22 protein-coding genes and 3 tRNA genes are annotated in these 22,280 nt (G+C 62.7%); 12 read left to right on the forward strand and 13 right to left on the reverse strand.

The features are described from left to right. Positions 1-14 precede the first annotated feature (14 nt). From F0Q04_RS10070 to glnK, 3 genes are all read left to right on the forward strand, one after another. Positions 15-179, forward strand: a complete 165-nt coding sequence (locus F0Q04_RS10070) for a hypothetical protein (protein WP_182345319.1) — start codon at positions 15-17, stop codon at positions 177-179. A gap of 117 nt (positions 180-296) precedes the next feature. Then, positions 297-1,754: a SulP family inorganic anion transporter gene (locus tag F0Q04_RS10075; protein ID WP_182345320.1), complete on the forward strand. Its 1,458-nt coding sequence runs from the start codon at positions 297-299 to the stop codon at positions 1,752-1,754. A 144-nt stretch (positions 1,755-1,898) separates the two neighbouring features. Beyond that, entirely contained in the window at positions 1,899-2,237 is a 339-nt protein-coding gene (gene glnK / locus F0Q04_RS10080) for a P-II family nitrogen regulator (protein ID WP_116925027.1), read from the forward strand. 84 nt (positions 2,238-2,321) lie between these two features. Here glnK and F0Q04_RS10085 read toward each other — a convergent pair whose 3' ends face one another. Continuing rightward, positions 2,322-2,936: a helix-turn-helix domain-containing protein gene (locus tag F0Q04_RS10085; protein ID WP_182345321.1), complete on the reverse strand. Its 615-nt coding sequence runs from the start codon at positions 2,934-2,936 to the stop codon at positions 2,322-2,324. Between the two features lie 199 nt (positions 2,937-3,135). Between F0Q04_RS10085 and F0Q04_RS10090 the strand changes: the two genes are divergently transcribed. Both F0Q04_RS10090 and F0Q04_RS10095 read left to right on the forward strand, forming a co-directional pair. Further along, positions 3,136-4,104, forward strand: a complete 969-nt coding sequence (locus F0Q04_RS10090) for an ornithine cyclodeaminase family protein (protein WP_182345322.1) — start codon at positions 3,136-3,138, stop codon at positions 4,102-4,104. Positions 4,105-4,177: 73 nt separating this feature from the next. Next, positions 4,178-5,473: an MFS transporter gene (locus F0Q04_RS10095; RefSeq protein ID WP_182345323.1), complete on the forward strand. Its 1,296-nt coding sequence runs from the start codon at positions 4,178-4,180 to the stop codon at positions 5,471-5,473. Positions 5,474-5,586: 113 nt separating this feature from the next. Here F0Q04_RS10095 and F0Q04_RS10100 read toward each other — a convergent pair whose 3' ends face one another. The 6 genes from F0Q04_RS10100 to F0Q04_RS10125 all read right to left on the reverse strand — a co-directional run bounded on the left by F0Q04_RS10100 (position 5,587) and on the right by F0Q04_RS10125 (position 9,260). Then, positions 5,587-6,183 carry a TIGR00730 family Rossman fold protein gene (locus F0Q04_RS10100; protein ID WP_116925031.1) on the reverse strand — a complete coding sequence of 199 codons (597 nt, stop codon included), beginning with the start codon at positions 6,181-6,183 and terminating at the stop codon, positions 5,587-5,589. Beyond that, entirely contained in the window at positions 6,180-6,626 is a 447-nt protein-coding gene (locus F0Q04_RS10105) for a diacylglycerol kinase (RefSeq protein ID WP_116925032.1), read from the reverse strand. The genes F0Q04_RS10100 and F0Q04_RS10105 overlap by 4 nt, the downstream gene beginning before the upstream one ends. Before the next feature lie 127 nt (positions 6,627-6,753). After that, complete coding sequence (locus tag F0Q04_RS10110; protein WP_260719193.1) at positions 6,754-7,323, reverse strand: RDD family protein; 570 nt, start codon at positions 7,321-7,323, stop codon at positions 6,754-6,756. Between the two features lie 10 nt (positions 7,324-7,333). After that, the gene (locus F0Q04_RS24175) at positions 7,334-8,269 is read right to left on the reverse strand and encodes a DUF3106 domain-containing protein (protein WP_182345324.1); all 936 of its coding nucleotides are present in this window, start codon (positions 8,267-8,269) and stop codon (positions 7,334-7,336) included. Continuing rightward, entirely contained in the window at positions 8,266-8,700 is a 435-nt protein-coding gene (locus tag F0Q04_RS10120) for a DUF3619 family protein (protein ID WP_021024894.1), read from the reverse strand. The genes F0Q04_RS24175 and F0Q04_RS10120 overlap by 4 nt, the downstream gene beginning before the upstream one ends. Further along, positions 8,697-9,260, reverse strand: a complete 564-nt coding sequence (locus F0Q04_RS10125; protein WP_182345611.1) for an RNA polymerase sigma factor — start codon at positions 9,258-9,260, stop codon at positions 8,697-8,699. The genes F0Q04_RS10120 and F0Q04_RS10125 overlap by 4 nt, the downstream gene beginning before the upstream one ends. A gap of 305 nt (positions 9,261-9,565) precedes the next feature. Between F0Q04_RS10125 and F0Q04_RS10130 the strand changes: the two genes are divergently transcribed. The 7 genes from F0Q04_RS10130 (at position 9,566) to F0Q04_RS10160 (ending at position 19,325) form a co-directional block, all read left to right on the forward strand. Further along, the gene (locus F0Q04_RS10130; RefSeq protein ID WP_182345325.1) at positions 9,566-11,356 is read left to right on the forward strand and encodes an acetolactate synthase 3 catalytic subunit; all 1,791 of its coding nucleotides are present in this window, start codon (positions 9,566-9,568) and stop codon (positions 11,354-11,356) included. Positions 11,357-11,498: 142 nt separating this feature from the next. After that, positions 11,499-11,990, forward strand: coding sequence for an acetolactate synthase small subunit (gene ilvN, locus F0Q04_RS10135; RefSeq protein WP_182345326.1), 492 nt, complete (start codon positions 11,499-11,501; stop codon positions 11,988-11,990). A 353-nt stretch (positions 11,991-12,343) separates the two neighbouring features. After that, positions 12,344-13,360, forward strand: a complete 1,017-nt coding sequence (ilvC, locus tag F0Q04_RS10140; protein WP_116925035.1) for a ketol-acid reductoisomerase — start codon at positions 12,344-12,346, stop codon at positions 13,358-13,360. A 206-nt stretch (positions 13,361-13,566) separates the two neighbouring features. Continuing rightward, on the forward strand, positions 13,567-14,454 hold the full coding sequence (gene pssA, locus F0Q04_RS10145; protein ID WP_116925036.1) for a CDP-diacylglycerol--serine O-phosphatidyltransferase: 888 nt from the start codon (positions 13,567-13,569) through the stop codon (positions 14,452-14,454). Between the two features lie 222 nt (positions 14,455-14,676). Next, on the forward strand, positions 14,677-16,401 hold the full coding sequence (gene leuA / locus F0Q04_RS10150) for a 2-isopropylmalate synthase (RefSeq protein WP_116925037.1): 1,725 nt from the start codon (positions 14,677-14,679) through the stop codon (positions 16,399-16,401). A gap of 143 nt (positions 16,402-16,544) precedes the next feature. After that, complete coding sequence (locus tag F0Q04_RS10155) at positions 16,545-18,083, forward strand: 2-isopropylmalate synthase (protein WP_182345327.1); 1,539 nt, start codon at positions 16,545-16,547, stop codon at positions 18,081-18,083. A 117-nt stretch (positions 18,084-18,200) separates the two neighbouring features. Beyond that, positions 18,201-19,325 (forward strand): serine hydrolase, encoded by a 1,125-nt coding sequence (locus tag F0Q04_RS10160; protein ID WP_182345328.1) that lies wholly within the window; start codon positions 18,201-18,203, stop codon positions 19,323-19,325. 69 nt (positions 19,326-19,394) lie between these two features. Here the strand turns inward: F0Q04_RS10160 and F0Q04_RS10165 are convergent, their stop codons facing one another. The 6 genes from F0Q04_RS10165 to F0Q04_RS10190 all read right to left on the reverse strand — a co-directional run bounded on the left by F0Q04_RS10165 (position 19,395) and on the right by F0Q04_RS10190 (position 22,252). Beyond that, a complete protein-coding gene (locus F0Q04_RS10165; RefSeq protein WP_182345329.1) occupies positions 19,395-20,192 on the reverse strand; it encodes an IclR family transcriptional regulator in 798 nt (265 codons plus the stop codon). A 54-nt stretch (positions 20,193-20,246) separates the two neighbouring features. Further along, a complete protein-coding gene (locus F0Q04_RS10170) occupies positions 20,247-21,005 on the reverse strand; it encodes an arginyltransferase (RefSeq protein ID WP_182345330.1) in 759 nt (252 codons plus the stop codon). After that, on the reverse strand, positions 20,998-21,798 hold the full coding sequence (aat, locus tag F0Q04_RS10175) for a leucyl/phenylalanyl-tRNA--protein transferase (protein ID WP_409935143.1): 801 nt from the start codon (positions 21,796-21,798) through the stop codon (positions 20,998-21,000). The genes F0Q04_RS10170 and aat overlap by 8 nt, the downstream gene beginning before the upstream one ends. Positions 21,799-21,929: 131 nt before the next feature. Further along, positions 21,930-22,005, reverse strand: a tRNA-Asn gene (locus F0Q04_RS10180). 48 nt (positions 22,006-22,053) lie between these two features. Next, a tRNA-Asn gene (locus tag F0Q04_RS10185) sits at positions 22,054-22,129 on the reverse strand. A 47-nt stretch (positions 22,130-22,176) separates the two neighbouring features. After that, positions 22,177-22,252 (reverse strand) — tRNA-Asn (locus F0Q04_RS10190). Between the last annotated feature and the right edge of the window lie 28 nt (positions 22,253-22,280).

Here is a 22,280-nt window from a genome sequence, read left to right on the forward strand (position 1 = left end):
CACGCCTGCGGCCCATGCCCTTGATGCCCTTGATGCCCTTGATGCGCTGTGCCTGCCCGCCGTTTGCACCCAATGCGGGGCGGCTGGGGGCTGCGCGCTTTCAGAGCTTTGTGCGCGCACGCATTGCGCGCCAGGTCGCCACGCGCCAGTCGGGCTTCTCGCGGCTCAATCCGCCATAGCGCGGCGCGCCTTCCCTCGCTTTCGTTGATCGCGGCATCGCGCGGCCCGCCTGCGCCGCCGCATTACTTCCGTCTTTTTTGGAGCTGCACTCGGTGATACCGGGTGCGCGCTTTGCCATGTCCCCTTTTCTTCATTATTTCCGCGCCCAGTGGGCGCCGAGCGTGCCGCGCGAGCTGATGGCCGGCGCGGTCGCCACGTTTGCGCTGATCCCCGAGGTCATCGCCTTTTCCTTTGTCGCCGGAGTGGATCCATCGGTGGGCCTGTTTGCCTCCTTTGTCATCAGCATCGTCATTGCCTTTGCGGGCGGGCGGCCGGCCATGGTGTCGGCCGCTGCGGGCTCAGTGGCCCTGGTCGCAGCGCCCTTGGTGCAGGCCCATGGCCTGCAGTACCTGTTGGCGGCGGGCCTGCTGGCCGGCGCCATGCAGGTGCTGTTTGGCTGGCTGCGCCTGGGCGTGCTGCTGCGCTTTGTCTCGGGCTCGGTGCGCACCGGTTTTGTCAATGCGCTGGCCATTCTTATTTTTGCGGCCCAGCTGCCACACCTGGTGGGCGCCAATGGCGCGACCTGGGCCATGCTGGCGCTGGGCCTGGTGGTCATCTATGGCCTGCCGCGCATCAGCACGGCCATCCCGTCGCCGCTGATCTGCATTCTGGTGTTGACGGGCGCAGCCCATGCGCTGGATCTGCCGCTCAAGACTGTGGCCGACCTGGGCCACCTGCCCGATAGCTTGCCCAGCTGGGCGCTGCCCGATGTGCCGCTGTCCTGGCAGACCCTGCAGCTGATTGCGCTGCCGGCGCTGGCCATTGCGATGGTGGGCCTGCTCGAATCCTTGATGACCGCCAGCGTGGTCGATGAGCAGACCGACACCCCCAGCGCCAAAAACCGCGAATGCAGCGGGCTGGGCCTGGCCAATATCGCAGCCAGCTGCTTTGGCGGCATAGCCGGCTGCGGCATGATTGGCCAGAGCGTGAGCAATGTGCGCTATGGCGGGCGCGGCCGGCTGTCCACCTTGTTTGCCGGGGCCTTTTTGCTGGGCTTGATGGTGCTGCTCAAGCCCTGGGTGGCCCAGGTGCCGGTGGTGGCGCTGGTCGCGATCATGGTCATGGTGTCGGCTTCGACCCTGGACTGGGGATCGGCCCGCGCGCTGCTCAAACATCCCAAGCTGTCGAGCCTGGTGATGCTCGCCACGGTGGTGGTCACCATCGCCACCCACAACCTGGCCGCTGGCGTGGCGGTGGGCGTGCTGCTGAGCGGCGTGTTCTTCATGTTCAAGGTGTCCAGGCTGCTGCAGGTGCAGCGCAGCGGTGATGCCGAGTTGGTCTACGCCGTGCGTGGCCAGCTGTTCTTTGCCTCGGCCGATCTGCTGGTCGATGCCTTTGATGTGCGCGAGATCGAGGGCCGGCCGGTGCGCATCGACATGGCGCAGGCGCATCTGTGGGACATCACGGCCGTGCAGGCGCTCGCCAAGGTCTGCGCACGGTTGCGCAAGCATGGCAGCGCCGTGCAGGTGACAGGGCTCAACGCCCAGAGCCAGGCGCTGGCCGCCCGTCTGGACCTGCGGCTGGACGGCGTTTAGAGGGCGGATGGGCCATGGCTTGGGCTGCCATTGCCTGGAGATTTGGCCCCGGAGGTGCCGAAGCCGGAATCTTGACGCACAATAGCCCCAGTTGCTGCGCGCATCGCCTGCGCAGCGTGTATATGCCCATCCCAGGAGAGCTTTATGAAAATGATTACCGCCGTTATCAAACCTTTCAAGATGGACGAGGTGCGTGAAGCTCTGGCGGATGTGGGTGTGACCGGTCTGACGGTCAGTGAGGTCAAGGGCTTTGGCCGCCAAAAGGGCCATACCGAGCTCTATCGCGGAGCGGAATATGTCGTGGACTTTCTGCCCAAGGTGAAGATCGAAGTCGCCGTGAAAGACGAGGATGTGGACCGCTGTGTGGACGCGATCGTCAACGCGGCCCGCACCGGCAAGATCGGAGACGGCAAGATTTTCGTCACCGAGATCGAGCGCGTGATCCGTATCCGTACCGGCGATCTGGACGAAGCGGCGGTCTGATCCAGACAGTCCCCGCATCCGCAAAAGCGCCTTGGCCACCAAGGCGCTTTTTTCATCTCTGCCACCGATTGCTGGGCAGCGGGTTCAGGGCTTGATCGTGGTGTGCGAGCAGATCCACAGCACCTGCGCATCTTCATCGCCGCCCGAGATGCAGGCATGGCCCATGACGCTGTCGAAATAGCAGGAGTCGCCGGCGGCCAGCTCCAGCGGCGCGTAGCTGTCGGTATGGATGACCACGCTGCCGCGCATCACATACAGCATCTCCTCGCCATCGTGGCTGAGCAACTGCGGAAAGGCGCTGCGCTCATGGGCCTTGATGGTGGTGAGCAGCGGAATAAAGCGCTTGTCGGCCAGGTCGGCATGCAGCAGCTCATAGACATATTGCGGCGTGCGGTGCACCAGGCCATCGCCCTGGCGGGTGATGCTGCGCCGCGCGCGCAGGCCCGTTTGCTGCAGCGGGCTGAAGAGCTCGCCCACGTCCACCTCCAGCCCGCGCGCGAGCGCCGCGATTTTTTCATAGGTGGGCGAGAGCTGGCCGTGTTCGATCTTGGACAGTGCAGACGCTGAGATGCCACAGCGCTGGCTCAGCTGCTGCAAGGTCAGATCGGCATCGCGCCGCAGCAGGCGCAGCTTGGTGGCCAGCACATCGGTGGTGGCATCGGCGCCGGCGTTGTGGTGGGGCGGGGGGGCGTGGGGCATGGCAGGCTCTTGTGGTGCTCGCCAGTGTAGGGGGCGCTGCGCTGGCCCGTGGCACAGCGAAGCCGTGGCGGCCGCGTTTTAGGCCTAATTCTCGGGTAAACCCTAGACAGAAAGAACGGATTTAAGAAATTTATTGTCTCAAACTGCATTAAATTTCGTATACGAAAATTAATTCTCTTTAGTAGATTTATTGCGCCACATGCAGATCCTGGACTCCACCCACACCACGCAACACCTGCCCATGGCGGCCTTGATCGACTGTCTGGAACAGATGTTCATCGCCGGCTGCGAAGTGCCACTGCGCCACAACCACCAGATCGCCGGCCAGACGAGCGCTGAAGACGGCATCCTGCTGCTGATGCCCGCCTGGCAAACCGGCAAGCGCATGGGGGTCAAGACGGTGTCCATCTTCCCGGGCAACCAGGCGCGGGGCCTCCCGGGTCTGCATTCGGTCTTTATCCTGTACGACGCGACCACCGGCGCGCCGCTGGCGGTGCTCGATGGCGATGCCATCACCTCGCGCCGCACCGCTGCCGCATCGGCCTTGGCCGCGCGCTGGCTCAGCCGCCCCGATGCCCGCCGTCTGCTGGTGCTGGGCGCCGGCCGCGTGGCCAGCCTGCTGCCCGATGCCTACCGCTGCGTGCGGGATATCCAGGAGGTGCAGGTCTGGGACATCCGCCCCGAGGCCGCGCAAGCGATGGTGGCGCGCCTGCAGGCGCAAGGCCTGCAAGCCGCAGTCGCCACCGACCTGGAGCAGGCGGCGCGCCAGGCCGACATCATCAGCTGCGCCACCTTGTCCAACGCGCCCTTGGTGCGTGGCGAATGGCTGCAGCCAGGTGTGCACCTGGACCTGATCGGCAGCTTTACCCCGGCGATGCGCGAGAGCGATGACGCCTGCTTTGCCCGCGCCACCGTTTTTGTCGATACGCCCGAAGCGCTGATGAAGGCGGGCGATATTCTGGCGCCCATCGCCAGCGGCGCCTGGGAGGCCAGCGGCCTGGCTGCCACCTTGGAGCAGCTGTGCCGCAGCCAGCACGCGGGCCGCCGCAGCGCCGATGAGATCACGCTGTTCAAGGCCGTGGGCACGGCGCTGGAGGACCTGGCCGCCGCATCGCTGGCCTTTGACGCCTTTAGCGCTGCGGGCACCTCGGGCGCCTCGGCCACCTGATCTGCTGCGCCTGGCCCTGTGCGGGCCGGGCCAGTGTTCTCCCTTTCTTTTGCTATCTGTTCACATCCCTTCCATGCGCACCTCTTCGACCGAGCCAGCAGCGTCTGCGGCCACCAACAAGCGAGTACTGATTGCCAGTCTGATGGGCAGCTCCATCGAGTGGTTTGACTATTTCCTCTATGCGACCACGGCGGCGCTGGTGTTCGGGAAGGTGTTCTTCCCAACCACCGATCCGGTCGTGGGGCTGATGCTGTCCTACCTGACCTTCTCGCTGACCTTCTTCATCCGGCCGCTGGGCGGCTTTATCTTCTCGCACATCGGTGACCGCATCGGGCGCAAGAAGACCTTGGTGATCACCTTGTCGCTGATGGGCGGCGCCACGGTGCTGATCGGCCTGCTGCCGGGCTATGAGCAAATTGGCATATGGGCGCCGATCCTGCTGATCGTGCTGCGCCTGGTGCAAGGCCTGGGCATTGGTGGCGAGTGGGGCGGCGCGCTGCTGTTGGCCTACGAATACGCGCCCAAGAACCGCAAGGGTCTGTTTGGCAGCGTGCCGCAGATGGGCGTGACCATCGGCATGGTGCTGGCCACCTTGGCCATCACCGTGATGAGCACCTTGCCCGATGACCAGTTTCTGGCCTGGGGCTGGCGCGTGCCGTTCCTGCTGAGCGCCATCCTGGTGTTCCTGGGCCTGTGGATCCGCAAGGGCATTGATGAGACCCCTGCGTTCAAGCAGGCCAAGGCCAGCGGCAATGTCGCCAAGATCCCGCTGGTCGAAACCCTGCGCTACCACTGGCGCGCGGTGCTGGTGGCCGTCGCCATCAAGTTTGTCGAAACGGCGCCGTTCTATATCTTCTCGACCTTTATCGTCAGCTACGCCACGGCCACCTTGGGCTTTGAGCGCATCTCCGTGCTCAATGCGGTCACCATTGCCACCTTGCTGACGACCGTGATGATTCCCATCATGGGGCGCCTGTCCGACAGCATTGGCCGCAAGCGCATGTTTATCGCTGGCACCTTGGTGATGGCCGCCTTCACCTTCCCGTACTTCATGCTGCTCGAGCAGCGCACTATGACCAGCCTGGTCATCGCCACCGTCGTCGGTCTGGGTCTCGTCTGGGCGCCCATCACGGCCGTGCTGGGCACCTTGTTCTCGGAGATTTTCTCGACCCGCGTGCGCTACACCGGCATCACGCTGGGCTACCAGATTGGCGCGGCGCTGGCAGGCGGCACTGCCCCCTTGCTCGCCACCTGGCTGCTCAACCGATACAACGGCTCCTGGGTGCCGGTGGCCTGGTACATCGTGGGCACGGCGGTCATCTCGCTCATTGGCATTGCGTATGCCAAGACGGTGGCCGATAACGACTAAGGGCTCTGCCCCAGACACTGCTGCCGCCTCATCCACCGCGGCGGTGGTGGCCCACCAAAAGCCATCGGCCCGCTTATGAGCGGGCCGATGTTCTTGTGTCTGCGGGGCGCGGCTTAGATCACGGCACGCATCGCATCGCTTTGCTGCGACAGGCCGGCTTCTTCGACCAGTTGTGCGAGAAGCGCGGTATGGTCATCGCCACTCTTGATCAGGCCCATCTGCCAGTCGTCCATAAAGCCCTGGCCCACGCACTGCTGCAGGAACTGCAGCATGCCGTCGTAGTAGCCATGGGCGTTGAGAATGCCGATGGGCTTGTCGTGGTAGCCCAACTGGCGCCAGGTCCAGATTTCATACAGCTCTTCAAAGGTGCCGATGCCGCCAGGGATGGCGATGAAGGCATTGCTGCGCTCGGCCATCATGGCCTTGCGCTCGTGCATCGTGGTGACCACGTGCAGCTCGTCGCAGAGCTCATTGGCCAGCTCGCGGTCCACCAGGGCCTTGGGGATCACGCCGACCACGCGGCCGCCGGCCTCGCGCGTGGCGCGGGCCACCGTGCCCATCAGGCCGGATTTGCCGCCGCCATAGACCAGCTGGCCGCCGTGGCTGCCAATCCAGTGGCCCACGGCCTGGGCGGCCTGGCCAAAGGCGTCGGTCTTGCCGGGGCGCGAGCCGCAGTAAACGCACATCGAAAAGCTAGGGGAGTTGGTCATTTCAGCAATCTTTCATACAAGGCAGGCAGCCACACCGCCGCGCACAGCACCAGCGCCAGGAACACGGCGGCACTGCCCATGTCCTTGGCCTTCTTGGCCAGTGCATGCCACTGGGGGCCAAAGCGGTCCATCGCCATCTCGATGCCAGTATTGAGCAGCTCGGCGATCAGCACCAGAAAAACCGGGGTGATCAGCAAGGCCCAATCGCGCCAATCGCGCGCCAGCCAGATGGAGGCAGGCAGCATCAGCAGCGCGAGCATGGCCTCCAGGCGGAAGGCCTTTTCGCCCCAGCCGGCCCGCAGGCCTTGCAGCGAGTAGCCTGCGGCATGCCAGACGCGGGCCAGGCCCGTGCGGCTTTTTTGCGGGTTGGCGGCGTGGATGTCGGCCAGGCTGTGCGCTGGCGCGGCGGGCTCGGTGGGGGGGCGGGGATCGGGCTGGTTCATAGGGAGCGTGGTAGTCGCCCATCATGGCACAGCGCGGGCGACACAAAGCATATTATTGCACTGCAGCATTTGATCGGCGCGCTGCGTGGCGCTTGCGCCCAGCAGCGCTGGCGCAACAAGGGTCCATCTAGCCCGACCGATCAGGCGCCGTGTTTTTGGGCGCAGGGCGCTCGGCGCTGACCAGGCGGGTACCCGCGATCGCATCGTGCCAGAACTGCTGCAGCGGGTGCAGCCGGCTGGCCAGCGCCCAGAGCACGATCCAGCCGCTCAGCAGCACGACGATTTCGCCCACCGGCAGGCTAAAGGGCATGCTGACAACCAGCGGCGGCAGAAACCACAGCCAGCTGCAGACATAGCGCAGCAACGCGCGGCCCTGGGTCAGCGGCTGGCCATGGCGGTCAACGATGCGGATCTGCCAGGTCTTCATCGCCAGGGTCTGGCCCTTGTGCCAGAACCAGGTGAAGTAGATGCCAAAGATGATGAACAGGAACAGCTGCAGGCCATGGCGGTTGTCCATCGCATTGCGGGTCTGGCTCAGCGAGCTGTAGAGGTAGCCCGACATAAAGACCACGCCAAACATCAGCATGCCCTCGTACAACCAGCAGGCCATGCGCCGCGCCAGGCGCGGTGCGCGCAACAGGGCGCTGGTGGCGAGAGGGCCGGAAGGGAGCGCTGTTGTGCTGGAAGTGGTCTGCATGCGGACAGTATCAGGTCGGCGGGTGCACCGGGCTGTCGCTGTTGCGCGACTGCGATTCGCCCGCCGGTGGCCGGCTGGGGGCATCGAGCGGGGGCAGCGGCGAGGAGGTAACAGGCGCGGGCATTTGCACCGGGGCGGTCTCCACCACCGGGGCAGGCGGCAAGGCGGGGGACGGCGCCGGGGGTAGCGCGGGGGCTGGGGCGTGCGCTGTGCCGTTGGCGGCCGGGGCTGGCCCGCTGAGGGGGCCTACTTCGACTGGCGTCACCATGCCGCGCGACTGCACACGGATCTCGGGCGGCGGCAGGATCTTGGGCGGGTTGGCGCGGTTGGGGTTGATGGCGGCAGCGGGCACCTTGACCAGGCGCCCGGTGCTGCGGGCGGTGGGGCGGGGCGCGAGCGCCACGCCACCGTGGTAGAGCACGCCGCCCTGGGCCAGGCGCTTGCGCTCACGGGCGCTGAGTGCCTGGTAGTCTTCCCAGAGCTTGCGTTTTTCCTCGGCCGACAGGCTGCTGATGTTCGAGTAGTTGAGCCGGGCCTGGCTTTGGTCGGAGAGGCTGAACTTGGCCCATTCCTTCATGTGCTCGGCAATGCGCAGCTGCTCTTCGGGGGAGAAATCGTCAAAGCTGTCGGCGATCATTGTCCAGCGGCTTTTTTGCTGGGTGGTCAGCCAGTTCCACTGCTCTTCGAGCGGCGCCAGCACGGTGCGCTGGTCGTCATCGAGCGCCTCCCAGCTCGGGCCTTCATTGCGCGGGCTGCTCGAGCGCGTGACGCTGTTGGCGCTCACCAGATCGCTGGCGGCGCTGCCGTAGATATTGGCGGCCTTGTTGCCGGCGTAGATGCCCACAACAGCAAAAGCAGCCAGCAAAATACTGGCTGCCAGGGCGGGGATGCTCGAAGGGGCGGGCGTGCTGCCGGCTACCTCGTCGTTATCGTAATCGTGTCTCAACGCTTGTCAGTGGGCTGCTTTTGGGCAGCAATCTTCAGAAACTGGGTAAAACCAGGATCAGTATAGGCGCTTGGCGGCAGCTCGTCAGCCAGCAAGGTGGCATCGTACTCTGCCATTTCGCTGGCGCCTTCGTCCGCCTGAACACCATTGAAGAAAGCCAGGCCGGCCACCATCGCGCTTAGCGGCACGGCCGACACCACGGCGCGCCACCAGTTGCGTTTGCCAGAAGGTGCAGCTTCCTGCTGGGGCTGGCGTGCAATAGCGGGCACAGCCACCACCTTGCGGCGGGACAGCGCGCGCTCGCGGGCCGCTCGCAAACGTTCGCTGATGTCGTAGTCGAGATCAGCCTCGGCTTCGCTCAGCCGAGCGGTGACGCGGCGGGCAAAAATTTCAGCATTGACAACGGTTTGGGCGGTGTTTGAGCGGTTCATAGCACGATTCCTTTGGCCTTAAGCACTTTACTCAAGGTTTGGATGGCGCGAAAGCAGTGGGTTTTTACACTTCCCTCTGAGCAACCCATGGCTGCTGCAGTCTCTGCGATGTCCATCTCTTCCCAATAACGCATCAGAAACGCTTCGCGTTGACGCGCTGGCAACTGTTGTATCTCTTTTTCTATTAATGCAAGGGTTTGTTTGCGGTTGGTGTGGTCCTCGGCACTCTGCTCGGCCTCCCCATTGTCGGCGTTGTAGATATCGAGGAGGTTGAATTCCCCCTCGTCATCCGGGCCTTCGAAGTCGCTCATCGTCGTAAAGAGCGCGTTGCGCGTCTTTTGCCGGCGAAACCAGTCGAGCGTGCTGTTGGACAGGATGCGCTGGAACAGCATCGGCAGCTCGTTGGGCGGCTTGTCCCCATAGTGCTCGGCCAGCTTCATCATGCTGTCCTGCACGATGTCGAGCGCTGCTTCCTGGTCGCGCACATGAAAAAGCGAGCGCTTGAAAGCTCGCTTTTCAACGCTTTTCAGAAAGTCGGACAGTTCTCGTTCTGTGGCCAAATCGTACCCAACACCGTGGTTATTCAGAGATTTCTCGCTTTTTACCCGGGTAAATAAACCAAGTGTGGCAAAAAACACCGCATCAAGCCTTAGATTATCGCATCCTATCGAAAAAAAATCCGTAGCTTGTCGCAAAGCAATGCTGCAGTGCGATAATGTACAAGCATCAAAAAGCAAAAGGGTCACGGTCCGGCGTCGCAAGCATCTCGCCCATGTCCGTTGGCCTCAAGTTCCAAGCAGGCTCCACAAGAGCTGGGTGAGGAGCACCAGAGGTTTTTCGTTAGAGAAATTCACAAAGGTTGATCATGGAAATGTCCAAGGCCGAGCAGAACTCGGCGCAAGCGGCGCATCAGTCCGCGCAGAAATCCCAAGAACTCATGGGTGCTGAAGTGCTGGTCAAGGCACTGCAGGCCGAAGGCGTCAAGCAGCTGTGGGGCTACCCCGGCGGTGCAGTTCTCTACATCTACGACGCGCTCTACAAGCAAGACACCATCAACCATGTGCTGGTTCGCCATGAACAGGCAGCAGTGCATGCGGCAGACGGTTTTGCCCGCGCCACCGGTGAAGTGGGCGTGGCCCTGGTCACCTCCGGCCCCGGCCTGACGAATGCCGTCACCGGTATTGCCACTGCTTACACAGACAGCATCCCCATCGTCGTGATCTCCGGTCAGACATCCACGACCGCCATTGGCTCGGATGCGTTCCAGGAATGCGATACCGTCGGTATCACGCGCCCCATCGTCAAGCACAACTTCCTGGTCAAGGACGTGCGCGACCTGGCGCTGACGATGAAAAAAGCGTTTCATATCGCACGCACGGGCCGCCCTGGCCCCGTGGTGATCGATATTCCCAAGGACGTGTCCTTCAAGAAGGTGGCCTACAGCGGCTATCCCTCGACGGTCGAGATGCGCTCCTACAACCCGGTCAAGAAGGGTCACAGCGGCCAGATCCGCAAGGCCTTGCAGCTGCTGCTGTCGGCCAAGCGCCCCTATATCTATACCGGTGGCGGTGTGCTGCTGAGCGGCGCCGAGCAAGAGCTGCGCACCCTGGTGGACCTGCTGGGCTACCCGGTGACCCACACCTTGCTGGGCCTGGGCGCCTACCCGGCCAGCGACAAGAAATTCCTGGGCATGCTGGGCATGCACGGCACGATCGAAGCCAACAACGCGATGCAGAACTGCGATGTGCTGCTGGCCGTCGGTGCGCGCTTTGATGACCGGGTGATCGGCAACCCCAAGCACTTCATGTCGGTGGAGCGCAAGATCATCCATGTCGACATTGACCCCTCGTCGATCTCCAAGCGCGTCAAGGTGGATGTGCCCATCGTGGGCGACTGCAAGGAAGTGCTGACCGAGCTGATCGCGATGGTGCGCGAGAGCGTGGTCAGCCCCGATGCCGAGGCGCTGCAAAACTGGTGGAAGACCATCGAAGACTGGCGCAGCCGCGATTGCCTGCGCTATGACCGTGGCAACAAGGAGGTGATCAAGCCCCAGTTCGTGGTCGAGACGCTGTGGCAGATGACCCGCGATGCGGACTGCTATGTGACCTCGGACGTGGGCCAGCACCAGATGTGGGCTGCGCAGTACTACCGTTTTGAGGAGTCGCGCCGCTGGATCAACTCGGGCGGCCTGGGCACGATGGGCGTGGGCATCCCCTATGCGATGGGCATCAAGCTGGCCAAGCCCGATGCCGAGGTGTTCTGCATCACCGGCGAAGGCTCGGTGCAGATGAACATCCAGGAGCTGGCCACCTGCCGCCAGTACGAGACGCCGATCATCATCTGCGCGCTCAACAACCGCTTCCTGGGCATGGTGCGCCAGTGGCAAGAGATCGAGTACTCGGGCCGCTACAGCCACAGCTACATGGATTCGCTGCCTGACTTCGTCAAGCTGGCCGAAGCCTATGGCCATGCGGGCATTCTGATCGAGAAGCCCGAGGATGTGGAGCCCGCGCTGCGCGAGGCGCGGCGCATTGCCCGCGAAGAGCGCAAGAGCGTGTTCCTCGATTTCCGCACCGATCCGACCGAGAACGTCTTCCCGATGGTCCAGGCCGGCAAGGGCATCACCGAGATGCTGCTGGGCGCGGACGATCTGTAAACGCCTTTCTGGCTTGGCGCGCCTTGTGGCAAGCGCGCGTCCAGCCTTCCCTTGGGTTTTCCCTTTCTGACGAATCTATTGTCTACCGAGCCCAGCGCTTACCGGCGTTGGGGGAGGGTAGCGAAAAGAGGAATCTGTTCTTATGAAACACATCATTGCGGTTCTCCTGGAGAACGAACCAGGCGCCCTGTCGCGCGTGGTGGGCCTGTTTTCGGCCCGTGGCTACAACATCGAGTCGCTCACCGTGGCACCCACCGAGGATGCCTCGCTGTCGCGCATGACCATCACCACCACCGGCTCGGACGACGTCATCGAGCAGATCACCAAGCACCTCAACCGTCTCATTGAGGTGGTCAAGGTGGTTGATCTGACCGAAGGCGCCTACACCGAGCGCGAGCTGATGATGATCAAGGTGCGGGCCGTCGGCAAGGAGCGCGAGGAGATGAAGCGCATGGCCGACATCTTCCGTGGTCGCATCATCGATGTGACCGAGAAGAGCTACACCATCGAGGTGACCGGCGACCAGGCCAAGAACGATGCCTTCCTGGGCGCGATCGACCGGTCGGCCATCCTCGAGACCGTGCGTACCGGTGCCAGCGGCATCGGTCGCGGTGAACGCATCTTGCGCGTGTAATGCGCTGGTGTCACCGGCTGCGACGCCATGCCCGTCAGGCGGTGGGGGTGGTGCTGCTGCTGGTGGGGCTTGTGCTGGTGGTGGCCTGGGTGCAGACGGACGACCCTGATTGCAGTCTGTCCCAGGACCTTTTCACACAGCAGCGCTTGTGTGATGGCATCTTTGGCGAGCCCGACGAAAACGCTTCGAGGCGCACCAACCCCTGGCTAGTACTCATAGTAGGATTGGGCGCTTTTGTAGCGGGAGCTTATTTGCTGGCTTCAGGACCTGCGGCAAGGCCCCCTGACGATGCAGATTCTTGAGAATGTTTGTTTGAATTTCTGAATTTTTGACTGATACCAACGGAGCGAAGCATGAAAGTTTTTTACGACAAGGACTGTGACCTGTCCCTCATCAAAGGCAAGACCGTCGCCATCATCGGCTACGGCTCGCAAGGCCATGCGCACGCGCAGAACCTCAACGACAGTGGCGTGAAGGTCATCGTCGGTCTGCGCAAGTCTGGCGCTTCCTGGCCCAAGGCCGAGAAGGCCGGCCTGACCGTGATGGAAGTCAACGATGCCGTCAAGGCCGCTGACGTGGTCATGATCTTGCTGCCTGATGAAGACATCGCCAAGGTCTACAGCGACAACGTCAAGGACAACATCAAGCAAGGCGCTTCGCTGGTGTTTGCGCACGGCTTCAACGTGCACTACAACCAGGTCGTGCCCCGCGCCGATCTGGACGTGTGGATGGTGGCGCCCAAGGCCCCAGGCCACACCGTGCGCAACACCTACAGCCAAGGCGGCGGCGTGCCCCATCTGATCGCTGTGCACCAGGACAAGTCCGGCAAGGCCCGTGACCTGGCCCTGTCGTACGCGATGGCCAATGGTGGCGGCAAGGCCGGCATCATCGAGACCAACTTCAAGGAAGAAACCGAGACCGACCTGTTCGGCGAGCAAGCCGTTCTGTGCGGCGGTGCGGTCGAGCTGATCAAGATGGGCTTCGAGACCTTGGTGGAAGCCGGCTACGCGCCTGAAATGGCTTACTTCGAATGCCTGCACGAGCTCAAGCTGATCGTGGACCTGATCTACGAAGGCGGCATTGCCAACATGAACTACTCGATCTCGAACAACGCCGAATACGGCGAGTACGTGACCGGCCCTGAGGTGATCAACGAAGAGTCGCGCAAGGCCATGCGCAACGCTTTGAAGCGCATCCAGAACGGCGACTACGCCAAGATGTTCATCCAGGAAGGCCGTCTGAGCTACCCATCGATGACTGCCCGCCGCCGCAACACCGCCGATCACCAGATCGAGCAAGTCGGTGGCCAGCTGCGCGCCATGATGCCTTGGATCGCCAAGAACAAGCTGGTCGACCAGACCCGCAACTAAATCCCGGCGGCTGCCGCAGCCCTGTTGCGGCGCCGAGGTGATGTGCAAAGGACTGCTTTGGCAGTCCTTTTTTCATGGGCATGGCCGGCGGGGCCGCGCTGGCGAAAAGCTACACTGTAGCCCAAGCCCGGCGGGGCCAGAACCCGCTGGAAACTATAAAATAAGTAGCTGATTGCGCAGATATAGCTGGCGCTGGAGTGGATTGAATGCTGGACGAAAACGAAACCAAGCCCAAGGCCGCAGCGCATGCACTGCCGCCTGCGCAGCGCAAGTGGCGCAAGGGCATCTATGTGCTGCCCAACTCGTTCACCTTGGCCGCCTTGTTTGGCGGTTTTTACTCGATCGTGATGGCCATGAATGGCCGTTTCGAGGCGGCCGCTGTCGGCGTGTTCTGCGCGATGGTGCTCGATAGCCTGGACGGCCGCGTGGCGCGCATGACGCACACGCAAAGCGCCTTTGGCGAGCAGATGGATTCGCTGTCGGACATGGTGTCCTTTGGCGCGGCGCCTGCGCTCATTGCCTATGAATGGGCGCTGCGCCCGCTGGGCCGCTGGGGCTGGATCGCAGCCTTTGTCTATTGCTCCTGCGCGGCGCTGCGCCTGGCGCGTTTCAATGTGAACACCGGCGTGGTGGACAAGCGCTACTTCCAGGGCATGCCGTCGCCCGCTGCTGCCGCCTTGGTGGCAGGCTTTATCTGGCTGACCAGCGCGCTTTTGGTATCGCACCGCGATGTGCCGATTTTTGGCCAGGTGATTGCGCTGTTTGGCGGCTACCCGGCCAGCCGCGATGACCTGTCCTGGATCATGTTTGCCATCACCTTGCTGGCGGGTCTGACCATGGTCACCAATATCCCGTACTACAGCTTCAAGGATGCAGGCGCTGCCAAGAGCGTGCCCTTCATCTCCCTGGTGGTGGTGGTGCTGCTGCTGGCGGTGGTCAGCATCGAGCCGGCCACGATGCTGTTCCTGATCTTTGTGGTCTATTCGCTCTCGGGCTATGTGATCTATGCCTGGCGCCGCTTCAAGGGCCAGCATGTCTCGATCGTGGCGACCTCGACCGACGAGCCCGAAGAGCGCGGCTTGCACCACGATTGAGTTTTTTGCAGACACCAGCCCAAACCTGTGTTAGAGTGATTGCCATGCAAAACCTGTCCCTAGCTCTACTACTAGCATGTCCAACGGGCAGGTAGAGTAGCGCGCAGTTTTTCACCCCTACACCTCGGCCCGTTTGCACCAGCAACGGGCCGATTCTGTTTTTAGCAGGTTGCTGGTTTCCAACCCCGAACTTTTTGTTCCGATGAGAAAGACCAGACAACCATGTTGACCCAACCTTCCAGCAAGTACCGCGCTTTTCCAGCCATTGCGTTGCGTGACCGCACCTGGCCTGATGCCCAGATCACCCAGGCACCCATCTGGCTGTCCACCGATCTGCGCGATGGTAACCAGGCGCTGATCGAGCCCATGGACCTGGCGCGCAAGTTGCGCATGTTCGACATGCTGGTCAAGATTGGTTTCAAGGAAATCGAAGTCGGCTTTCCCGCGTCCTCGCAGATCGAGTTCGACTTTGTGCGCCAGTTGATCGAGGAAAAGCGCATTCCCGCCGACGTCACCATCCAGGTGATGACCCCCGCCCGGCCTGAGCTGATCACGCGCACGGTCGAGGCCTTGCAAGGCGCGCCGCGCGCCATCGTCCACATCTACAACGCGGTGGCCCCGGTCTGGCGCAAGGTGGTATTCGGCATGAGCGTGCCCGAGGTGATGGCCCTGGTCAAAGACCAGGTCACCCACCTCAAGACCTTGACCGATGCGCAGCCCGGCACCGAATGGGTCTTGCAGTACTCGCCCGAGACCTTCTCGCTCGCTGAGCTTGAGGTGTCCCAGCAGGCCTGCGAGACGGCGATTGCCGCCTGGGGCCCAGGCCGCGACATCATCCTGAACCTGCCCACGACGGTGGAGAACGCCACCCCCAACGTGTTTGCCGACCAGATCGAGTGGATGGTGCGCCAGTTTGCCAACCGCCCTGAGGTGGTGGTGTCTGTGCACCCACACAACGACCGCGGCACCGGCACGGCCAGCGCCGAGTTGGCGTTGATGGCCGGCGCCCACCGCGTCGAAGGCTGCCTGTTTGGCAATGGCGAGCGCACCGGCAACCTCGACATCGTCAATGTGGCCTTGAACATGTATGTGCAGGGTGTATCGCCCCAGCTCGATTTCTCGGACATCGACGCCATCCGCGCTGAAGTCGAGTACTGCAACCAGCTGCCCGTGCCGGCGCGCCACCCCTATGCCGGCGACCTGGTCTACACCTCGTTCTCGGGCTCGCACCAGGATGCGATCAAGAAAGCCTTTGCGGCCCGCCAGGATGCCGATATCTGGGAAATTCCTTACCTGCCGATCGACCCCAAGGACCTGGGCCGCAGCTATGAAGCGGTGATCCGCGTCAACAGCCAGTCGGGCAAGGGCGGCATCTCCTACCTGCTCGAAGAAGCCTATGGCCTGGCGATGCCACGCCGCTTGCAGATCGAGTTCAGCCAGGTGGTGCAGCGCGCGATGGACACGGCGGGCACCGAGTTCACCGCCAAGGACCTGTGGCAGATCTTCGAGCGCGAGTACCAGCTGGGCGCCAACCATGCGCTGGCCCAGTACCGCGTGGAATCGAACGACAGCGATGACGTGCGCATCAGCGGCAAGGTGCAGTGGGCCGGCCAGGCCGTCAGCATCGCCGGCCACGGCAATGGCCCGATCGATGCCTTTGTGCAAGCGGTCAGCAGCGCCATCGGTATCCCCGTTCGTTTGCTGGACTACAGCGAGCATGCAGTGGCTGCCAGCGATGCCCGCGGCGACAAGGGCGCCAATGCCACGGCCGCTGCCTATATCGAGCTGCGCGTGGGCGACAGCCAGAGCCTGTACGGCGTGGGCATGGACAGCAACAGCACCCAGGCGGCTTTCCGCGCGGTGATGAGTGCGGTAGCACGTAGCGGTGCTGTCGCCAGCGTGCAAACGGCAGCGCCACAAGCGGCTGCACAAGTGGCTACCGCCTAACCACAGGCGGAGCAAAGCACGTAAACTGTAGCGCGGTTGAAGCAGGCTGCAGCAGAGTGATGTGATCGCTCTCCTGCAGCCTGTTTTAGACAATCCACTCACCCACGGTGGCAGCGCAGGACCAATGCCATGGAGAACACACGATGAGCGACCAACTGATTATTTTTGATACCACCTTGCGCGATGGCGAGCAGTCGCCCGGCGCCTCGATGACCAAGGACGAAAAGCTGCGCATTGCGCGCCAACTCGAACGCCTCAAGGTGGACGTCATCGAGGCCGGTTTTGCCGCCAGCTCCAACGGTGACTTCGATTGTGTCCAGAGCATCGCCTCCATCATCAAGGACTCGACCATCTGCTCGCTGGCCCGCGCCAACGACCGCGACATCGCCCGCGCCGCCGAGGCCTTGAAGCCCGCCAACCGCGCGCGTATCCACACCTTCATTGCGACCAGCCCGCTGCACATGGAGAAAAAGCTGCGCATGTCGCCCGATGAGGTGTTCGAGCAGGCCAAGATGTCGGTGCGCTTTGCCCGTAACCTGGTGGGCGATATTGAGTTCAGCCCGGAAGACGGCTACCGCAGCGACCCTGATTTTCTCTGCCGCGTGATCGAGGCCGTGATTGCCGAAGGCGCCACGACCATCAACGTGCCCGACACCGTCGGCTACGCGATCCCTGAGCTCTATGGCCAGTTCATTCTGAACCTGCGCGAGCGCATTCCCAACAGCGACAAGGCCATCTGGTCGGTGCACTGCCACAACGACCTGGGCATGGCTGTCGCCAACTCGCTGGCCGGCGTCAAGATCGGTGGTGCACGCCAGGTGGAGTGCACGATCAACGGCCTGGGCGAGCGCGCGGGTAACTGCTCACTCGAAGAGGTGGTCATGGCCGTCAAGACGCGGCGCGACTACTTTGGCCTCGATGTCAACATCGACGCGCAGTACATCGTGGCCGCCAGCCGCCTGGTGAGCCAGACCACCGGCTTTGTGGTGCAGCCCAACAAGGCGGTCGTAGGCGCCAATGCCTTTGCCCATGCCTCCGGCATCCACCAGGATGGCGTGCTCAAGGCGCGCGACACCTACGAAATCATGCGTGCCGAAGATGTGGGCTGGAGCGCCAACAAGATCGTGCTGGGCAAGCTCTCGGGCCGCAACGCCTTCAAGCAGCGCCTGCAGGAGCTGGGTGTGGTGATGGACAGCGAAAGCGAGATCAATGCCGCCTTTGCCCGTTTCAAGGACCTGGCCGACCGCAAGAGCGAAATTTTTGACGAAGACATCCTCGCACTGGTGCACATGGAAGGCGCCGAGGCGCAGGCCGAAACCTACCGCTTTGTCTCGTTGTCGCAATCGAGCGAAACGGGCGAGCAGCCCAAGGCCAGCGTGGTGTTGATTGCCCATGGCCAGGAGGTGCGCGGCGAGTCTACCGGCAACGGCCCGGTCGATGCCTCGATGAAGGCAATTGAGTCGCAGGCGCGCAGCGGCGCCGAGATGGTGCTGTATGCGGTCAATGCGATCAGCGGCTCGACCGAGAGCCAGGGCGAGGTGACCGTGCGCTTGCAGATGGGTGGGCGCGTGGTCAACGGTGTAGGCGCAGACCCTGATATTGTGGTGGCGTCAGCGAAGGCTTACATCGCTGCGCTAAACAAGTTACAAAATCCTACGGAGCGAGTAGCTGCACAAGGTTGAGACTTCGGAATATAATTTCACTTAAATAATTGAAGAATCGCGTAAGTTAATGAATTTGCGCGATTTTTTAAATTCAAGTTTCCGCTGTCAGCTATCGTATTTGTAGGGAGCAGAATAATGGCGCTACGTCATCGCAGTGTTTTGCGTCGTTTTTCACATTTTTTTGCAATTTGTACCCTGGCCTTTGGTTTGTCCGCTCCCAGCGTGCAGGCCAGCGCCAAGAACAAGTCCGCTCCCAAGGCCCATGTGCAGGCCAAGGCTAGCAAAAAGCCTGCCGCCGTGGCCTCCAAGGGCGAGCGCAATGGCCGCCAAAAGCAAGCGGCTGCGCCATCGTCCAAAAAGGTCGCCGGCAAAGCCCCCAAGGGCAAGACCACGCTGGCCAAGGCAGGGCGCCAAGCAGGGCGCGCTGCCGTTGCCGCTGCCGTCATCATTCCCGAGCGCCAGTCCTTCGGCCAGATGGCCGGCCTGCATGATGTGACCGATCCGCTGGCACTCAAATCCAGCGTCGCTCTGGTGCTGGACCAGGACACCCATGAAGTGCTGCTGTCCAAGAACGACCATGCCGTGCTGCCGATCGCCTCGCTCACCAAGCTGATGACCGGCCTGATCATCTCCCAGGCCCAGCTGCCGATGGACGAGATGATCACCATCACCCAGGACGATGTGGACACCGAAAAGCACAGCAGCTCGCGTCTGCGTGTGGGCACCACCTTGATGCGCGGCGAATTGCTGCACCTGGCACTGATGTCCAGCGAAAACCGTGCCGCCCATGCGCTGGGCCGCACCTACCCTGGTGGCCTGCAGACCTTTGTCGGCATGATGAACATGAAGGCCAAGATGCTGGGCATGGCCGATACCCGCTATGTCGAGCCCACCGGCTTGTCGAGCTCCAACCAGTCCAGCGCCTTTGACTTGGCCACCTTGGTCAATGTGGCGCACTCCGATCCGCTGCTGCGCGATCTGACCACTTCGCCGTCCTACCAGGTCGAAGTGGGTGAGCGCATGCTGCAGTTCAACAATACCAACCGCCTGGTGCACAGTCCCGAGTGGAATATCGGCCTGCAAAAGACCGGCTATATCTCCGAGGCAGGCCGCTGCCTGGTGATGCAGGCCCAGGTGGCCGGCCGCAAGCTCATCATGGTGTTCCTGGATTCGGCGGGCAAGTTCGGTCGCCTGGCCGATGCCGAGCGCGTGCGCCACTGGGTGGAAGGCTCGGGCACGCAGCTGCTGGCCAAGCACTGAGCGCGCTGCGCCCACAAAAAAACCTGCCTCGGCAGGTTTTTTTGCGTGCGGTTGATGGCCTGCCCGGGCTCAGCGTGCGTTGCGCTGGCGGTGCTCGTCAAAGCCCAGCGCGGACGAGATCTCGCTAGCCGTGGCCTGCAGGCGCGTGGTCCAGGCGTCTTCGAGCCGGTCGGCAGGGGCGGACACCGACAGGCCAGCGACCAGGCGCCCCTGGTCGTCATAGATGCCCGCTGCCATGCAGCGCACGCCCAGCTCCAGCTCCTCGTTGTCGCGCGCCACGCCGTACTGGCGGGTCTTGGACAGCTCGCGCTCGAGTACCGCCAAATTGGTGATGCTGTTCTTGGTGTTGCCCGCCAGGCCCGTGCGCATCGCGTAGGCGCGTACGCGCTCGGGCTCGTCGTTGGCCAAAAAGAGCTTGCCGGTCGAGGTCAGGTGCAGCGGCGCATGGCCGCCGATGGCGCGCACCACCTGCATGCCCGAGCGCTCGCTGAAGCTGCGCTCCACATAGACGATCTCATCGCCCTGGCGCATGCTCAGATTGATGGCCTGCTGCGTGGCCAGGTGCAGCCGCCGCATCGGCAGCAGGGCCACTTCGCGCACATTGATGCGCGCCTTGACCAGGTTGCCCAGCTCCAGAAGGCGCATGCCCAGGCGGTAGCTGCCCGACTCGGGGCGGTCCACAAAGCGGCCAATGGTCAGGTCGTTCAAGATGCGGTGCGTCGTCGACGGGTGCAGGCCCGTGATCTCGCTCAGCTCCTTGAGTGACACCGCTTCCTCGCGCGTGGCCAGGACGTCCAGCAGCGTGAACATGCGCTCTAGCACTTGCACGCTGGGCTTGGTGACGGTGTCATGTATTGGTTTGGTCATGCGTAGACTGGCGCTCAAATAACAAAAAGAGAGGTGGCCGCTTGATCGGAGCGATCAAGGGGCGCAATGGTTGGCGAGCTGGCCCGGTTGCCAGCGCTGGTCGATATAGACCTCATAGGGCTGGTAATCGGCCTTGTATTGCATCTTGGGGCTGGCGGCAATCCAGTAGCCCAGGTACAGGTAGGGCAGGCCCATGGCCCGGCACTGATCAATCTGCCAGAGCACGTTGTAGGTGCCGTAGCTGGTGTGGGCCTCGGGCTCGTAAAAGGTGTAGACGGCCGACAGGCCGTCGTTGAGGATGTCGATGATCGAGACCATCTTCAGGGTGCCGGGCTGCTGGCCCTGCGCGGGCTCGCGAAACTCCACCAGGCGGCTGTTGACCCGGCTTTGCAGCATGAACTGCGAATACTGCTCGACGCTGTCCTCATCCATGCCGCCACCGGTATGGCGCGCCGACTGGTAGCGCAGGTAGAGCGCGTAGTGCTCACGCAAAAAGCCCAGCGGCAGCACCCGCACGTCCAGCGCCTGGTGCTGCTTGCGCGCGCGGCGCTGGTGGCGCTTGGGTTTGAAGTCCTGCACCCGCACGCGCAAGGGCACGCATGCCTGGCAGCCATCGCAATAGGGGCGGTAGGTGAACAGGCCGCTGCGGCGAAAGCCCTGCTGGATCAACTCGGAGTAGACATCGTTCTGGATGGCGTGGCTGGGCGTGGCTACCTGAGAGCGCGCCATGCGCGCTTCGAGATAGCTGCATGGGTAGGGCGCTGTCGCATAAAACTGCAAGCTGTGCAGCGGTAGTTCGTTCAGCCTACTCATCCGGATGCGGAGATGTCATTTCAGATAGTGGGATTATGTCAGTCCCATCGCCAGATGCAAACTCCCAGCGCATAGGGGGCAGCGCTATTTGCGTGCGCACATTCTCTAAAAACCGGCTGCGCGGCACTTCGGCAGCGCCCATGAAGGCCAGATGCCCGGTGTTTTGCTGGCAGTCGATCATCGGCACCTGCTCGCGCCGGCAGATCTGCACCAGCGCGGCCAGTGCGATCTTGGAGCCATTGGGCACGGTGGTGAACATCGATTCGCCAAACACCGCGCGCCCAATGGCCACGCAATACAGGCCGGCCACCAGCTGGCCGCCTTGCCACAGCTCCACGCTGTGGGCAAAGCCATCCCGGTGCAGCTGGGTGTAGGCGGCCTGGATGTCGTTGACGATCCAGGTGCCATCCTGGCCCGGGCGGTCCTGCTGGCCGCAGGCAGCGATCACGGCGGCAAAGTCGCTGTCGATGCGCAGCTCGCTGCTGGGATCCTGCGCAAACTTGCGTATCGCCTGCTTGAGCGAGCGGTGCAGGCGGAAGTGGGCCGGTTGCAGCACCATGCGCGGATCGGTAGACCACCACAGAATGGGTGAGCCCTCGCTGAACCAGGGGAAGATGCCCTGGCGGTAGGCCTGCTGCAGATGGGCGCTGTCGAGCACGCCGCCAGCGGCCAGCAGGCCCGGGTGCGGGGTGTGGGGCCCCCAGGCCATGTCCACGGGTGGAAAGTCGTCATCGGCTTGCAGCCAGGCTAGCGGGGGCGTGTGGTGGTTGGCGCTCATGGTGTTGCCTGCCATGGTAGCGGCCAAATGGGGCGCTGCTGGCCGCCCGTGGTACGCAGGGTGACAAATACGGCAGTTCGCTCCCGGCTGATGGGCTGCGGCCGCAAAAAACAAAAAAGCCTGCACGGTGGTGCAGGCTTTTTGAATGGCTCCTCAACCTGGGCTCGAACCAGGGACCTACGGATTAACAGTCCGGCGCTCTACCAACTGAGCTATTGAGGAATAAACAGTGAACAGGCTTTGTGCGATTGCAAAGCCAAAAAAATTCTTTGGCTCCTCAACCTGGGCTCGAACCAGGGACCTACGGATTAACAGTCCGGCGCTCTACCAACTGAGCTATTGAGGAACAAATTTTTGGTCAATGCCCTGAACGATTGCAGGGCAGATAAGTGATGGCTCCTCAACCTGGGCTCGAACCAGGGACCTACGGATTAACAGTCCGGCGCTCTACCAACTGAGCTATTGAGGAATATCGGTCAACAGGCTTTGTTCGATTG

Origin of the sequence: Comamonas koreensis (genome assembly GCF_014076495.1) — a bacterium.
In the GTDB taxonomy this organism is placed as follows: domain Bacteria; phylum Pseudomonadota; class Gammaproteobacteria; order Burkholderiales; family Burkholderiaceae_C; genus Comamonas; species Comamonas squillarum.